Source organism: Synechococcus sp. CS-1326, assembly GCF_025128115.1.
Lineage (GTDB): Bacteria > Cyanobacteriota > Cyanobacteriia > PCC-6307 > Cyanobiaceae > Regnicoccus.
Map to the genome: position 1 here is coordinate 166,650 of NZ_JAHLYV010000035.1, position 15,606 is coordinate 182,255.

13 protein-coding genes are annotated in these 15,606 nt (G+C 66.5%); 6 read left to right on the forward strand and 7 right to left on the reverse strand.

Features of this window, described 5'->3' with window-relative positions; all coding sequences use genetic code 11:
- Together KQ307_RS14685 and tilS are read right to left on the reverse strand one after the other, a co-directional pair.
- On the reverse strand, positions 1-606 hold the full coding sequence (locus KQ307_RS14685; protein ID WP_259728388.1) for a hypothetical protein: 606 nt from the start codon (positions 604-606) through the stop codon (positions 1-3).
- Positions 599-1,690: a tRNA lysidine(34) synthetase TilS gene (tilS, locus tag KQ307_RS14690; RefSeq protein WP_259728389.1), complete on the reverse strand. Its 1,092-nt coding sequence runs from the start codon at positions 1,688-1,690 to the stop codon at positions 599-601. Before tilS ends, KQ307_RS14685 begins: the two co-directional genes overlap by 8 nt.
- A gap of 15 nt (positions 1,691-1,705) precedes the next feature.
- Between tilS and KQ307_RS14695 the strand changes: the two genes are divergently transcribed.
- From KQ307_RS14695 to uvrB, 3 genes are read left to right on the forward strand one after another with little or no spacing between them, the layout of a single operon-like run.
- Positions 1,706-2,536, forward strand: coding sequence for a DUF561 domain-containing protein (locus KQ307_RS14695; RefSeq protein WP_259702572.1), 831 nt, complete (start codon positions 1,706-1,708; stop codon positions 2,534-2,536).
- A gap of 38 nt (positions 2,537-2,574) precedes the next feature.
- Complete coding sequence (locus KQ307_RS14700) at positions 2,575-3,000, forward strand: phage holin family protein (RefSeq protein ID WP_259702571.1); 426 nt, start codon at positions 2,575-2,577, stop codon at positions 2,998-3,000.
- Positions 3,001-3,056: 56 nt separating this feature from the next.
- Positions 3,057-5,063, forward strand: coding sequence for an excinuclease ABC subunit UvrB (gene uvrB, locus KQ307_RS14705; protein WP_259702570.1), 2,007 nt, complete (start codon positions 3,057-3,059; stop codon positions 5,061-5,063).
- Between the two features lie 16 nt (positions 5,064-5,079).
- On the opposite strand, the gene KQ307_RS14710 is transcribed toward uvrB, so the two are convergent.
- The 3 genes from KQ307_RS14710 to holA are packed head-to-tail and all read right to left on the reverse strand — an operon-like array spanning position 5,080 to position 9,230.
- Positions 5,080-6,414, reverse strand: a complete 1,335-nt coding sequence (locus KQ307_RS14710; protein ID WP_259728390.1) for a sugar transferase — start codon at positions 6,412-6,414, stop codon at positions 5,080-5,082.
- A complete protein-coding gene (locus KQ307_RS14715) occupies positions 6,415-8,226 on the reverse strand; it encodes an aspartate kinase (RefSeq protein WP_259728391.1) in 1,812 nt (603 codons plus the stop codon).
- Between the two features lie 35 nt (positions 8,227-8,261).
- Entirely contained in the window at positions 8,262-9,230 is a 969-nt protein-coding gene (holA, locus tag KQ307_RS14720; RefSeq protein ID WP_259702567.1) for a DNA polymerase III subunit delta, read from the reverse strand.
- Positions 9,231-9,241: 11 nt separating this feature from the next.
- Between holA and KQ307_RS14725 the strand changes: the two genes are divergently transcribed.
- Positions 9,242-9,874 (forward strand): precorrin-8X methylmutase, encoded by a 633-nt coding sequence (locus KQ307_RS14725; protein ID WP_399235143.1) that lies wholly within the window; start codon positions 9,242-9,244, stop codon positions 9,872-9,874.
- On the opposite strand, the gene mutS is transcribed toward KQ307_RS14725, so the two are convergent.
- The gene (mutS, locus tag KQ307_RS14730) at positions 9,871-12,654 is read right to left on the reverse strand and encodes a DNA mismatch repair protein MutS (protein ID WP_259728392.1); all 2,784 of its coding nucleotides are present in this window, start codon (positions 12,652-12,654) and stop codon (positions 9,871-9,873) included. The genes KQ307_RS14725 and mutS overlap by 4 nt on opposite strands.
- 170 nt (positions 12,655-12,824) lie before the next feature.
- Here mutS and psbZ point away from each other — a divergent pair, with 170 nt between their 5' ends.
- Together psbZ and ribH are read left to right on the forward strand one after the other, a co-directional pair.
- Entirely contained in the window at positions 12,825-13,013 is a 189-nt protein-coding gene (psbZ, locus tag KQ307_RS14735; RefSeq protein WP_259702564.1) for a photosystem II reaction center protein PsbZ, read from the forward strand.
- 6 nt (positions 13,014-13,019) lie between these two features.
- Positions 13,020-13,514 (forward strand): 6,7-dimethyl-8-ribityllumazine synthase, encoded by a 495-nt coding sequence (ribH, locus tag KQ307_RS14740; protein WP_259728393.1) that lies wholly within the window; start codon positions 13,020-13,022, stop codon positions 13,512-13,514.
- 791 nt (positions 13,515-14,305) lie between these two features.
- Here ribH and KQ307_RS14745 read toward each other — a convergent pair.
- Positions 14,306-15,388 (reverse strand): IS110 family transposase, encoded by a 1,083-nt coding sequence (locus KQ307_RS14745; protein ID WP_259728394.1) that lies wholly within the window; start codon positions 15,386-15,388, stop codon positions 14,306-14,308.
- Positions 15,389-15,606: the final 218 nt, after the last annotated feature.

Consider the following 15,606-nt stretch of genomic DNA (forward strand, 5'->3'; position numbering starts at 1 on the left):
TCAGCTCAGCACCACCCTCAGCAGCCCCCTGGCCAGCTCAGCCTCCGCCAGGGGATCAACGGCCAGGGAGGCTTTGGTCTGGGAGGGTTGCGCCATTGCCGGACCCTTCGAAGCGGCGGGTGCGGTGAAGATCAGCTCCTCGACCCGAACCGGTTCGATCGAGAAATCCAGATTCTGCCCAGAGGGGCCGGAGCCCGACTCCAGCAACCAGGGCATCGCCGGTGAGGCGATTCCCGCCCTGGCACTGTCCGTCATGCCGGCCGGCAGGATGGTGGCCGACCGGGCGATCGCGTCCTGGCAGAGGCTCAGGCCTTGCTCGGCCAGGTCGCGGTAGGTGGGTGTGCTGCCGGTGTCGAGAACATTCTGGTAGTGGCCGATGGCGCGCTCGGGCTGCTGCAGGCCATGCAGGTGGATGTGGCCGAGGATCAGTTTCAGCCGCTCGGTCCGGGGATCGCCCTCACCTGGAGAGTGTTGCTCCAGCAGGACATCGGCCTGCTGCAGGGCCTCCTGGAAGCGCCCCTCGCTGTAGGAGAGCTCCACTTCTCTGTAGGCCTGATCGAATCGTTCGGACTGATCGAACAGGCCAGGATCGGTGGGCTCAGCCATCGGAGGGATTGTCTTCGTTGGGTGGTGGGTGCCGGTGCGTGGCAGGGGATCGGTTGTCCGGCTCAAGCAGCAGAAGGGTGTCCTTCTGCCATTCCAGCCGCCAGCCCCCGCCAACGTCGAGGCTGCCAGGCTCCGGCCGCTCCCGCAAGCGCTGGCTGAGCAGCTCCACCGGCCTTGAGGACAGCTTGCGGCCCGTTTGCTGCTCCAGCCAATGGTGCAGCAGCAGGTCCTGACAACTGCTGGAGCAGGTGCTCAGGGCCCCCCGGCTCAGCCGCTTCGGCGCGGCTGGATCCACCAACCGCTCCAGGGCCAGCCCGAGCAGTTCTTCGAGCGAATCCTGCTCCAGGCGCTCGGCCAGGGCGCTGATCCGGCGGCTGGCACCTGGATGAAGGTCCTCCAGCACAGGGATCACCTGGTGACGGATCCGGTTGCGGCTGTGGCGCAACTGGTCGTTGCCTGAGTCGAGCCAGACCGGCACCTCCCAGGCGGCGCAGAAGGCCGCTGTCTCTTCCCGGCTGAGGCTCAGCAGGGGCCGCACCAGCCAGCGGCCCGCCCCGAAGGAACGGTGGCGGCGCAGGCTGCACAGTCCACGCCGGTGGGTTCCGCGGGCCAGGTTCAGCAGAACCGTTTCGGCCCGATCGGTGGCGGTGTGGCCTGTCAGCACATGCTGGCTTCCCAGCTGTCGGGCCCAGTGCAGCAGCCGTGCGTAGCGCCAGGAACGCCCCGCGGCTTCGCTCCCGGGTGCTGGCTCTGCCTGCTCCAAATGGATGGGGAGTCCCTGCTGGGCCGACCAGGCGGCCAGTTCCGCAGCCTGGTCGGCGGCTTCAGGCCGCCAGCCATGGTTGCCGTGCCAGAGCTGCAGCTCCCAGTGGTGCAAACGACTGAGGTCGAGCAGCAAGCGGGTCAGGGCCATCGAATCCTGGCCCCCTGAGACCGCCAGCAGCAGTCGTTCGCCTGCCGGCAGCAGGCTGGGACGGTGCACCAATTCCTGATGCAGCTTCTGGTGCAGCGGACCCCAGGGCGGCTTCGGGGGATGGCGGGTGTCCGGCTCCCCTGTGCTTTCGGGTGGGAGAATCGCTTCCAACTGCTCCGTCCGTCGATGTCGCGTCTTTCCAGCCTGCCTGCCGAACTCCAGGCGGCGCTGCTCTCACGGCAGCTTTTGAAGGTGATCGCCGGACTCACCAACCACGATGCGGTTTCTGTGGAGCGGATCAGCAGGGCTGCAGCCGCCGGGGGTGCTGACCTGATCGATGTCGCCTGCACTCCTGAGCTGGTGTCCCTCGCGGCCAGCGTCTCGGGCCTGCCGATCTGTGCCTCGGCAGTGGATCCGGAGCTCTTCCCTGCCGCCGTGGCCGCCGGGGCGACGATCGTCGAGATCGGCAATTTCGATGCTTTCTATCCGCTGGGCCGCCGCTTCGGCGCTGAGGAGGTGATCGCCCTGACGCTCAGAACGCGCCGGTTGCTGCCTGATGTGGTGCTCTCCGTCACCGTGCCCCATGTGCTGCCCATCGATCAGCAGGAGCAGCTGGCTGTGGACCTGGTGGCCGCCGGCGCCGACCTGATCCAGACGGAGGGAGGCACCAGTGCCCGCCCATTCAGCGCCGGTGCCCTGGGGCTGATTGAAAAGGCCGCCCCCACCCTGGCCGCCGCCCATGCGATCAGCCGGGCCCTGCAGTGGTGCGGCGCCCCGCTTCCCGTGCTCTGCGCCTCCGGCCTGTCGGCTGTGACGGTGCCGATGGCGATCGCCGCTGGGGCCAGCGGCGTCGGCGTCGGTTCCGCTGTGAATCGGCTCACGGATGAGATCGCGATGGTGGCCGTGGTGCGCAGCCTCAAAGAGGCCCTGGCGGCACCAGCAGGAGCCGCGCCGCCTGCCCTGGATGGGGAGATGACAGTCCGTGGAGACAGCGGGGTCATCGGTCGAGGGGATTGACTTTCCTGCCTAATCTTGAGGAGTTGATTGTTGGGTTTATGGGAGCTCTTGTCTGGTTGCTGCAGTGGCCGATCCGCGCCCTAGTGCTGTTGATCGTGGCGGCCCTCCCCCTTGGGGTCGAGATGGCCAACTTCACCACGGCTCTGATCTCAGCGGTGGTGATCGGCCTGCTCGGCACCCTGCTGATCTGGCCCCTGAAGCTGCTGCTCGGTCCCGTCTGGGCCGTTACCTCCCTGGGTGGCCTGATCAGCCCGGTGTCGCTGCTGTTCAACTGGCTGATCAGCATCGTTCTGTTTGCTCTGGCGGCCTGGCTGATCCAGGGCTTCCGGCTCAAGAACGGCCTGGTGAGCGCCATCCTGGGCTCTCTGGTCTACAGCGTGCTCAGTGCCGTGATCCTGCGCCTGCTGGGTCTTGATGTGGCCTTCACCCGTGCTGCGGCGCTGGTGGGTGGCGCCGTGGCCTGAAACCCTTCTTAGAATCCGGCTTCTCCTGTTCAGGCTTCGCCTGATTCCCGACGGGCATGGCCCGATTCCAGCTTGAGGCGCCCTACGAGCCCAAAGGAGACCAGCCCTCCGCCATCGCCGCTCTCACCAAGGGGGTAGAGGGTGGCGAGCGTTTCCAGACCCTGCTGGGGGCCACCGGCACCGGCAAGACCTTCTCGATCGCCAATGTGATCGCCCGCACCGGCCGACCGGCCCTGGTGCTTGCCCACAACAAGACCCTGGCGGCCCAGCTCTGCAATGAGCTGCGGGAATTCTTCCCCAACAACGCCGTTGAATATTTCATTTCCTATTACGACTATTACCAGCCCGAGGCCTATGTGCCGGTTTCGGATACCTATATCGCCAAGACAGCCTCGATCAACGAAGAGATCGACATGCTGCGACACTCGGCCACCCGTTCGCTTTTTGAGCGGCGCGATGTGATCGTTGTGGCCTCGATCAGTTGTATTTATGGGCTTGGAATTCCTTCCGAATATCTGAAGGCCGCTGTCAGGTTCCAGGTCGGAGAGACGCTCAATCTGCGTGGTTCTCTGCGGGAGCTGGTCAACAACCAGTATTCCCGCAACGATGTGGAACCTGGCCGAGGTCGCTTCCGGGTCAAGGGAGATGTGCTCGAAATCGGTCCGGCCTACGAAGACCGGCTGGTGCGGATTGAATTGTTCGGGGACGAGGTGGAGGCGATCCGTTATGTGGATCCAACCACCGGTGAGATCCTGCAGAGCCTGGACACGGTGAACATCTATCCCGCCAAGCACTTCGTGACCCCCAAGGATCGGCTTGAGGCCGCCGTTGCTGCGATCCGCGATGAGTTGCGGTTGCGGCTTGATGAGCTCTACAGCCAGGGCAAGTTGCTGGAGGCCCAGCGACTGGAGCAGCGCACCGCCTACGACCTGGAGATGCTCAAGGAAGTCGGCTACTGCAATGGGGTCGAGAACTATGCCCGTCATCTGGCCGGCCGGCCGGCGGGCACTCCCCCTGAGTGCCTGATTGATTACTTCCCCGACGACTGGCTGCTGGTGGTGGATGAGAGTCACGTCACCTGCTCCCAGCTCCACGCGATGTACAACGGCGACCGGGCCCGCAAGCAGGTTCTGATCGACCATGGCTTCAGGCTGCCCAGCGCCGCCGATAACCGGCCGCTCAAAGCCGAGGAGTTCTGGGGAAAGGCTCACCAGACGATCTTCGTGTCAGCCACCCCGGGCAGCTGGGAGCTGGAGCAGAGCGTGGGCCAGATCGCCGAGCAGGTGATCCGGCCGACCGGCGTGCTCGACCCGGTGGTGGAGGTGCGCCCGAGTGAGGGCCAGGTGGACGATCTGCTTGGTGAAATCCGGCAGCGGGCCGATCGGGGCGAGCGCAGCCTCATCACCACCCTCACCAAGCGGATGGCCGAGGATCTCACCGATTATCTGGCCGAGAACGGTCTGCGGGTGCGCTATCTCCACTCGGAGATCCACTCCATCGAGCGGATTGAAATCATCCAGGACCTTCGCAACGGCGTCTTCGATGCCCTTGTGGGCGTCAATCTGCTGCGGGAAGGGCTGGATCTGCCTGAGGTGTCGCTGGTGGCGATTCTTGATGCCGACAAGGAGGGCTTTCTGCGGGCGGAGCGCTCCTTGATCCAGACGATCGGTCGGGCAGCACGCCACATCAGCGGCCGGGCGCTGCTCTATGCCGATAACCTCACCGATTCCATGGCCAGGGCGATCTCCGAAACAGAGCGCCGCCGTGTCATTCAACACGCTTACAACGAGAAGCACGGAATCACCCCTTCCCCGGCCGGCAAGCGGGCCGGCAATTCCATTCTTTCTGCGCTGGAGTTCAGCCGTCGTCTCAATGACGATCCCCTTGAGGTGGTCGATGACCGAGCCTTCCTGGATGACGTGTCCCTTGATGCCCTGCCTGAGCTGATTCTTCAGCTTGAAGAGAAGATGAAGACGGCGGCCAGGAACCTGGAGTTCGAGGAGGCCGGCACGTTTCGGGATCGCATCAAGAAGCTGCGCCAGAAATTGGTCGGGAACCATTGAGGCCGGAGATGGGCGGTTAACGGCCGGCTGCCTTGAGCACGATCTTGATCGTTTTGAACAGGATCAGGAGGTCGAGCCAGATGCTGCTGTTCCGCAGGTAAAAGAGGTCGTAGCTGAGCTTCAGCTCGGCATCCTCAACGGTTGAGGTGTATGGCATGTTCACCTGGGCCCAGCCGCTCAGGCCGGGCATGGCCCAGTGTCTGAGGCGATAGTTGGGGATCCGTCTCACCAGTTCCCCCTCCAGTTCCGGCCGCTCCGGCCGTGGTCCGATCAGGCTCATCTCACCGCGCAGGACATTGATCAGCTGGGGCAGTTCATCCAGGCGGGTGCGTCGCAGCCAGGCCCCCACAGCCGTGATGCGTTGATCGTTGGGTTCCGACCAGACGGCCTGTTCCGTTTCGGCATCCGCCACCATCGTGCGCAGCTTGATCACGTCGAACGACTGCCCCAGTCGGCCGGTCCGCCGCTGGCGGTATAAAATTGGGCCCCGATCGCCCAGCTTGATCAACAGCGCTGCCAGCGCCATCAGCGGGGCGGTGATCACCAGCAGCACCAGACTGATCAGCACATCGGCGTAACGCTTGAGCTGCTGCTCGAATCCGACCCGGCTCCCCTCGATCCGGCCAGAGAACAGCATCCACTGGTCGCCGACCCAGCGGGGTGGTATGCGCTGCAGCTCCTGCTCGGCCAGCTGGGCCAGGGTGGTGATCGCCCAGCCGCGTGCCACCACCGTCTCCACGCCGCCCTGGATGTTGGCCTGGCCGAGGACCGCCGGACTGATGGCGACCCCGCCGGGGCTGCTCTGCTGGCCTGTGAGGCCGGCTTCCAGTGGCGCCGAAGCCGGCAGGCTCAGGATTCTCGGCAGGTCGCTGACCCCACGCCTGCCCCATTCGAGCCGGATCAAGGGCGCTTCTTCGGCGTGGGCCAGTATCAACCAGTGCCCCTGGCCGTTTGTCCGGGAGAGGCGCCGCAGGCCGATCCTCACGGCGGCGCTCCAGGTGGCCGCCAGCACGAACAGCGGGATCAGGGCTCCCCGGTGCAGCAAGGTGACCTGGGGGCTCGCCTGCAGCAACCAGCCCAGCACGGCACCAGCCATCACCGTGGCCAGGCCGGCCAGCCCCACCCGGATCAGCAGTTGAATCCAGCGCAGCCTCGGTGCCTTCAGCAGGGTGTAGGAGCCGAACAGCCAGCCGAGGCTCCAATAGATCACCACGATCAGCACCAGGAGCCCAAGCTGCTGCTCGATCTGGCCGTTGCGTGCCTTGTCGATCCAGACGGCGAGCAGGCTCACCCCCAGGGCGTCAAAGCCGGCGGCCAGGGCCAGCAGGCGGCGGTGGCGCAGCCAGTGCACCTAACAGGCCGCCTCGACGCAGGCAGCCCCCAGGCCGAAGCAGGCATGCACCGCCTGGAGGGCGCGCACCCCATCGGCTTCGCCCACAACGCAGCTTGTGCGAATTTCGCTGGTGGCGATCATCTCGATGTTGATCCCGGCCTCGGCCAGGGCGCGGAACATGCGGGCGGCGGTACCGGGCGTGCACGGCATGCCTGCTCCGACCGCACTCACCCGGGCGATGGCGATCCCTTCCTCGAAGGCCGCTGAGGGCCACTGGATCAGCAGCGGCTGCAGGGCCAGCCTGGCCCGTCCGAGGTCGTCGCGGCGCAGGGTGAAGCTCATGTCGCGGCTGAGTCCGCTGCCGGCCGGCCCGCCATCGTTTCCATGGGTTCGCTCCGATTGGACGATCGTGTCGAGGCTGATCCCGGCATCGGCCAGGGCCCGGCAGATCGCCGCGGCGCTGCCGGGGCGATCGGGCACATGGCGCACGGCCACCTGGGCCTGGTTCTGATCAAGAGCCACGCCACGCACGGCCGGGTCTCCCAGGTCGCAGGCCACCGGGTTCTGACGCAGCTGGGTGTCCGGCAGCTCGAACAGTTCGGCGGCGGCTCGCAGGGCCTTCGCCCCCTGGCTGCCCTCCACCACGCAGCTCACCTTCACCTCACTGGTGGCGATCAGGCGCAGGTTGATCCCGTAGCGGGCCAGGGTGTCGAACAGCCGGGCCGCCACGCCAGGGCGGCCCATGATTCCGGCTCCGGAAATGCTGAGCTTGGCAAGGCCCCCCTGACTGGTCAGGCCGGCTTGCTCGGCTCCCAGGTCGGTCAGAAGGGCGCGGCACACGGCCGTGGCAGCCACAAGCTGATCGTCGGTCACCGTGAAGGCGATGTCGTTGGTGGCGCCCTGCTGGGTGGACTGGACGATCAGGTCCACGTTCAGGCCGGCGGCGGAGAGGGCTTCGAACAGCCGTGCCGCCACGCCGGGGTGATCGGGAACATGGGTGAGGGCCAGGACGGCCTGGTGATCGTCCAGCTCGGCCCCATCCACCGGCTTGCCCAGCTCCAGGCCGCCGCTGCCGATCCGGCGGGGGGCGCCGCTGGTCAGGCGGGTACCGGGGGCATCGCTCCAGCTGGAGCGCACCACCAGCGGCACGCCGTAGTTGCGGGCGATCTCCACCGCCCGCGGATGCAGCACGGCGGCTCCCAGGCTGGCCAATTCCAGCATCTCGTTGCAGCTCACGGCCTCCATCAGCTGGGCGTCGTCCACCTTGCGGGGATCGGTGGTGAGCACGCCAGCCACATCGGTGTAGATCTCGCAGGCCGCCGCCCCCAGGGCCGCGGCCAGGGCCACCGCCGAGGTGTCGGAGCCGCCCCGCCCCAGGGTGGTGATCTCTGGAGTGCCGGCGCTGCCGCAGCTGGTGCCCTGAAAGCCGGCCACGACGACGATCTGACCCTCTTCGAGCAGTTTCTGCAGCCGGTCGGTGCGGACCTCGAGAATGCGGGCCCGGCCGTGGGCCGATTCGGTCACGATCCCGACCTGGGTGCCTGTCATCGACACCGCCGGCACACCCAGGGCATTGAGGGCCATCGACAACAGCGCGATCGACACCTGCTCGCCGGTGGCCAGCAACATGTCCAGCTCGCGCTGGGGGGGGTCGGTGTTGATGGCGTGGGCCAGGCCGGTGAGTTCGTCGGTGGTGTGACCCATGGCCGAAACCACGATCACCAGGTCGTGGCCGTCATCACGGCTGGCCGCGATTCGCCGCGCCACGGCCTGGATCCTCTCCACGCTGCCGAGGGAGGTGCCTCCGAACTTCTGTACCAGCAGGGCCATCCCGGTCTGCGCGCAACGGTGGGCTAATCGATTGATTATCGGGGGGAGGCCGCCAGGAACCCATCGCGGAAGGCATCGCCGGGCTCCGCACCCCGCTTCAGGGCCGCCTCCACCTCCAGCAGCTGGCCGAGCAGCAGCAGGAAGCGGCCGGCCGGCCGGCCGCGGATCTGTTTCCGCATCACGTAGATGCGCTTCGGGTTGCCGATCCCAGCCGCCTTGGCGATCACGGTCACGTCCTGCTCCCCCTGGCCATCCAGCAGGCTCACCCACAGCCAGCCGCGGATCTGGCTGGTCAGGGCCGCCACAATCCGCAGCGAAGGCTCACCGGCCGCGATCAGGGCATCGAGCAGGCTGATCGCCTTGCCCAGGTCTCCGCCGAGCAGGGCATCGCCCACCTGCAGGCTGTTGGTGGCGTGGCATTCCACCAGGGCCGCCACGGCGGCCGGGTCGATCGGTCGCTGGCCGCAGTAGAGCGCCAGCTTCTCCAGCTCACTGGCGAGGCGGGCACTGTCGCTGCCGATCGCTTCCGCCAGGGCCTCCAGAGCTTCCGGCGCCACCGTGTGGCCCAGCGCCTCGGCCGTGCGACGCACCAGTTCAACCTGGCCGCTGCCATCCCAGACCGCCGGCAGAGCAAAACTCTGCTCCAGGGCAACGGCCTTCAGGGCTTTGGTGGTGCGCAGCCGGGCATCCGGCTTGCCAGGGCTGATCAGCACCAGGTGGCTGTGGTCGGGGATCAGCCCCAGGCTCTCCTCCAGCACCGCGGCCAGCTCGGCCGGGCAGCCACTGCAGAACGGACTGCGCTGCAGCAGCACCACCCGGTCACCACCCCCCAGGGGTGGCGTCCGGGCCTCGCTCAGGGCCTGGGCCGCCTGGGCCGGGTCCTGGCCATCGAGGCGGGTGAGGTTGATGCTCTGCCAACCGGGATCCACCACCGCTGCGATCAAAGACTCCACCGCCCTGTTACGGCTGGCTTCGTCGTCTCCCCAGTAGAGATGGATCGGCATCAGGGCTGGCCGTGGATCACCCGATCTTCATCGAGAGCATTCGGATCATCCGCCAACGGCTGGGGACAGCCGGTCCTGGCGGGGTGGAACAGGACGTGCTGGAGAGGCTTGTGCACAGCAGTGGCGATCTGGCGATCGTGCCGGACCTGCGCTTCAGCGTCGGGGCCTGTCAGGTGGGCATGGAGGCGCTGGCCTCCGGGGCCGTGATCCTCACCGATACCGCCATGGCGGCGGCGGCGGTGGCGCCGATGGCGGGGCGCACCTTCGCCAACCCTGTGCGCTGCGTCCTCGACTGGGCACCTCCCCAGGCGCCGGAGGGGGGCACCCGCGCCGCCGAGGGCATGGCGGCGGCGATCGCGGAGCATCCAGGGGCGGTGGTGCTGGTCGGAAGCGCCCCCACCGCCCTGGAGCGTCTGCTGCGGCTGAGCGCCGCGGCTGCCGGCAGGGGAGAAGGGGTGCCGGCCCTGGTGATCGGCATGCCGGTGGGCTTCGTGGGTGTGGCCGAAAGCAAGCGCCAGCTTGCCGAGAGCGAGCTGCCCCAGATCCGGCTGGAGGGCAGCAAGGGCGGCGCCGGCCTCGTGGCGGCGGCGGTGAACGCGCTGCTGCGGCACGCCTGGCTGGTTCGGGCCCGAAGCCAGCCCTAGGCCGCGCTCTGGAGCCCCATCACCACATGGCTGTTGGCCTCGATCCTGCCGAGCACCTGGCGGGCGCGGCGCACCACCGGCGCCGGCACGCCGGCCAGACGGGCCGCCTCGATGCCGTAGCTGCGGCTGGCGCCGCCGGGACGCACCTGATGCAGGAACAGCAGCCGGTCGCCGGTTTCCTCGACCATCACCTGGAAGTTGGCCACATTCGGAAGCAGCTCAGCCAGCTCGTTGAGCTCGTGGTAATGGGTGGCGAACACGGCCCGGGCCCGCAGGCCCTCGGCCAGGTGCTCGGCCACCGCCCAGGCGATCGAGAGGCCGTCGAAGGTGGCGGTGCCGCGGCCGATCTCGTCGAGCAGCACCAGGGAGCGATCGGTGGCGTGGTGAAGGATGTTGGCTGTTTCGGCCATCTCCACCATGAAGGTGGACTGGCCCGTGGCCAGATCATCAACGGCGCCGACCCGGGTGAAGATGCGGTCGCAGAGCCCGAGCCGGGCGGAGCGGGCCGGAATCCAGCTGCCGATCTGGGCCATCAGCTGCAGCAGCCCCGTCTGGCGCAGATAGCAGCTCTTGCCACTGGCATTCGGGCCGGTGAGCACCACCAGATCGGGCTGGCCTGGCTCGCCCAGATGGATGCCATTGGCGGCGAAGGCTTCGTCCACCAGCAGTTGCTCCACCACCGGATGGCGGCCTGCCTCGATGAACAGGCGGCGGTCGTCGCTGAGCTCGGGGCAGCAGTAGCCACCCAGAGCGGCCACCTCGGCGAGGGAGGTGATCGCATCAAGGGCGGCCACCCGACGCGCCGCGGCCCGGATCGGAGCGGCCAGAGCGCCCACCGCGGCACGGATCTCGCTGAACAGCCCGTATTCCCGCTGGGCGGCGCGGGCACGCAGCTGCAGGATCCTGCCCTCACGAGCCTTCAGGGCGGGGGTGGCGAAGCGCTCTTCGTTGGCCAGGGTCTGTCGGCGGATCCAATGGTCTGGCACCGCCTTGGCCCGGGCCCGGCTCACTGAAAGGAAGTAGCCAAAGCTCCGGTGAAACTGCAATCGCAAGGTGGGGATGCCACTGTTGCGCCGCTCCGCCGCCTCCTGATCGGCCAGCCAGGCCTGGTGATCATCAAGCTGGTTGCGCAGGCCGTCCAGCTGCGCATCGACGCCGTCGTGAATCAGGCCGCCTTCGCTGAGGCTGAGTGGTGCTGGATCCAGCAGGGTGTGGCGCAGCTGGACGGCCAGCTCCACCAGCTCGGGGACGGGCTGCTGGAGAACCTGTAACGGGGTGCTGGTCGCCGAGGCCAGCAGGGCACCCAGCCGGGGCAGCCGCTCGAGACCATCGGCGAGGGCAACCAGATCCCGGGCCGAGGCCGAGCCGGCGCCGGCCCGGCCGGCCAACCGTTCAAGATCACCCATCGGCCTTAGCAGGCGCCGCAGGGCCAGCCGCAGCGGCCGCTGATCCACCAGTTCACTCACCCCCTTCTGGCGCTCCCGGATCGCGCCCAGATCAAGCAGCGGCTGCTCGATCCAGCGGCGCAGGCAACGGCCGCCCATGGCGGTCATGGTGCGATCCAGGGCCCAGAGCAGGGATCCCTGCAGCTGGCCGTCCCGCTGGGTGCGGGTGAGCTCGAGGTTGCGCCGGGTCTGGGCATCCAGCACCAGTTGATCGCCCGCGAACCTGAGGGTGGGGGGATCGAGTGGCACCACCGCCGGCCTCTGGCCGCCGGCCGGGTCCGCCTCGCCGGGCTGGGTGTCATCGAGATAGCGCAGCAGACCGCCGGCCGCCCGCAGCGCCAGGGGGGCTTCGCCCAGGCCCAGCCCATCGAGGCTGGCCAGCTCGAAGCGCTCCAGCAGGGTGCGGCGGGCCTCCGGCGCCGAGAACGGCGTGAGCGGCAGGCGGGTGAGGTGAAGGGCATCGGGGCACCAGCTGGGGGAGGCTGCGGCGGGGCCGTCGTTCGACGTTTCCCCGCTCGGCCAGAGCAGTTCGGCGGCCTCCAGCTGCAGCAGCTCCTGGTGGAGGTTGGCGCTGCCCTCCCGCTGACTCACCCTGAACTCGCCGGTGCTCACATCGGCGATGGCCAGGCCCCAGTGGCCCTGCTCGACCACTGCCGCCGCCAGCCAGTTGTTGCGGCGGGCGGCGAGCATTCCTTCCTCGAGCACGGTGCCGGGGGTGATCACCCGGGTGATCTCCCGCTTGAGCAGAGCGCCCTTGGCCGGTGTGGTTTCCAGTTGGTCGCAGAGGGCCACGCACAGACCCAGCCGCACCAGGTCACCGCAGTAGCGCTCGGCGGCGTGGTGGGGGATGCCGGCCATCGGCACCCGTCCGATCCCCTTGCCGGCCTCCTTGCCGGTGAGGGTGAGCTCCAGCAGTCGGGACACCCGGATCGCGTCTTCGAAGAAGCATTCGAAGAAGTCGCCGAGCCGGTAGAGCAGCACCCGCTCGGGGTGGGTTTGCTTCAGGGTCACATAGTGACGCAGCATCGGCGGCAGGGCCGCCGGATCGACCAGGCTGTGGTGGTGCCAGGCGGGCAGGTCGGAGTCGGCATCGGTGGCAGGTGCCGCACTGCCGGCAGGAGCGGCTGCCGAATCGGCTATCACCCGGCGCGTTCGGGGTCGGGCGGCCGCCTGGGCGATCAGGGCCGCGTCGTCGAGCTCGGTGTCACCTGGATCTGGCTTGACTGGATCGGGCTCGGCAGGAGCCTGGGATGGGACAGCGGCGGGGCCGAACAGGCTTCCCTGAACGACTGGAGCAGCAATCAGCGACAGCTGTTCCTGGGCTTCCGCCGCCACGCTTCACCTCCACCGAGGGCCTGATCGTAGGAGGCTCGGAGCGCCGGTTCCGGCCGCCGCCGCGACCCGCCGCCCCGACAAGTTGTGAAGGATCCAGCCGGGGAGCCGCGCAGTAGCCGGTCCAGCGTGGGAAGATCGCCCCAATGCCCGTCTAGGCCCCTGTAGGACCCATGCAGATTCTCAACACCCTCACCGTTCTGGCCCTGGTGGTGCTGTCTTTCGCGCTGGTGGTGGCGGTGCCGGTTCTGTACGCCAGCAGCGAGGACAGCGGCCGCTCCAATCGCCTGATCCTGCTGGGTGGAGCGGCCTGGGTGGCGCTCGTTCTGCTCAACTGGGGCATGAGCTATTTCGTGGTCTGAGTCCCTTTGACGATTTTCGAAGGTCGGTTCACCGATGTCAGTGACCTCCGCATCGCTGTGGTGGTGGGCCGTTTCAACGACCTGGTCACCGGCAAGCTGCTGAGCGCCTGTCTGGATTGTCTCTCCCGCCACGGCATTGATGTCAGCCCCACCAGCCAGCAGCTGGATGTCGCCTGGGTGCCGGGCAGTTTTGAGATCCCTCTGGTGACCCAGAAACTGGCGGCCAGTGGGCGCTATCAGGTGCTGATCACCCTGGGGGCCGTGATTCGTGGAGACACCCCCCATTTCGATGTGGTCGTCGCCGAGGTGAGCAAGGGGGTGGCAGCCGTTTCCCGGTCGACCGGCGTGCCGGTGATCTTCGGCGTGCTCACCACCGACACGATGCAGCAGGCCCTGGAGCGGGCCGGCATCAAAAGCAACCTTGGCTGGAGCTACGCGCTGCAGGCCCTGGAGATGGGCAGCTTGATGGCGGGGTTGCCAGGATCTGCGAGCTACCCCTGAGCGGATTGCCCTCATCAAGAAGCATGATTCTCAGCGGGTTTCGCTCAAAGTAGGGTTGCGAAGCAAAATAGTGAAGAACTTTTTCTCATGATGGAATGATCATGTTGGCAAAAAACTTTCTGTCATAAATTGCAATTACTGATGCAGGAAATCTAGCCAAATTTAATTTCATCATGCAATCAATCGTTCAATGCTTTTCACCTCTTGAGATCGCAAAAGCAAGCGCTATCCATCAGAACGATTCTTGAAGTCGCCGTACGGCATGTCGATGTTTGCGAATGACGCCCCCAGGTTGTATTGTTATTGATTAACCTGATCCTAAACATATTTTTGCTTGTGAGATTTTGCCTTTACAGTGCTAGCCAGCGACTTGCAATGATTGCTCGAATTCGTTGCTGTGCATTGAATCGAGATGTAGCTTGGAGGCTCAAGCTGGTACCTCAGTAAAGATACCAGCCTGAGCGTCACCACTGGTTTCAGTCTCAGCTCACTCTTGTTCCGCAGCCGCTGCTTCCAGTTCGGCTTTGGCCTTGCGAAACTGCTCCAAGCGGCTGCTGTCGCACTGCAGTCCCTCAGCCTTGTGCAGCAGCGCCCGCATCTCGCCCTCCAACTGCTTCTCGCCTTATTGCTAAGCAGAAGATGCTCGTATAGATGTCAATCCCCCTGGCAGACAGATTTGCCGATTCCGAGAGGGTGCAGCTGCCGGCTCTTAATCCGCCAAGCAGCCCGCCCGCAATGGCGGAGCGGGCGGGCTGCTTGGCGGGAGCCTGGGCTTCTGATCTCCGGGGTTCTCAGGTCCCTCTGGTGCGTACCGGTTGCCTACCCAGCAGTATTCGGTAGACCTCCCGGGCAATGAACCGTTTGAGGCACCGCAGAATTTCGGGCTTCGAGAGGCCTTCCTCGGTGCGCCGTGCTGCGTAGGACTGGGTCTGCCCATCCCAGCGGAGCCGCACCACGGCAATGCGGTGCAGAGCCGCATTGGCCTGGCGGTTACCTCCCCGGTTCAGCCGGTGCCGATTCGTCTTCCCCGAACTGGCTGGTAGCGGACTGACTCCACAGAGCGCCGCGAACCCTGCATCGCTGCGAAATCGTTCCGGATTATCACCGGCGGCGGCGAGCAGCGTGGCAGCGTTGTCGACGCCGACGCCGTAGGTCTGGCGCAGCCCCGGGCAGACAGCCTGGGTAAGGGAATCGAGGTCGCTGAGCAGCACCTCAATCTCCTGCTCCAGGGATTGAATCCGGCGGGCAAGGGTCCGGAGTGCACGTTTGGCGGCTGCCATGGGCCTATCAAGAACACCGGGGCACAGAGCGGCGCAGGCATCGATCAGCGGCCGCCGGGTGAGGTTCCCGAGTCGCTCCCGCAGGGCCGCCGGTGCCGTCACCAGGAGTGCCTTGATCTGGTTGATCGCACGGGTCTTGCCCTCCGTGGCCGAATCCTTAGCCACCTTGAGCATCCGGATCATCTCCACCTGGTCGGCCCCGGTTTTGGGTGTGGCAGTGGCTGTACCCGCCAGGTATGCCCTTGCGGCCGCCTCAGCGTCGATGGCATCGTCCTTGCCGAGCCGTCGTCTCACCGATCGATCCGTTCGGTTCACTTCGACGACGGGGAAACCCGCATCCAGAAGCTCGCGGGTCAGACCGGCCCCATAAGAGCTTGTGCCTTCAATCGCATAGACGGGGTTGGAGCCAAACTCCTCGCTCCAGACGATCAGATCGTCGTATCCCTTGCGAGTGGTGGGGATTCGGTGTTCTCCGAGCCTGCCGCCATTGGGGGCCAGGGCTACGGCCACGTGAACGTCCTTGTGGGTGTCGACGCCGATCACGACGTCAGGTGCTCGGTCCTTGCAGACCTGTGCCAGGGTCGATGATGCCATCGCTTCTTGATGGTGGTGGGGAAGGAGCGATCAGCTGGGAAGCCGGACAGGACTGTGATGGGGCCTCTCGACCAGGCTCGTATTAGGTCACTGGCTTCTTAGCTGATCGGCCCCATCAATCCAGGTCGACAGATCTTCTGGAAGACAACGACAGGAAGTCGTGTCGGCCTACGGAGGGTCAGACCTGGACTTCTGGGGTTCCCTGGATCATCACAGCC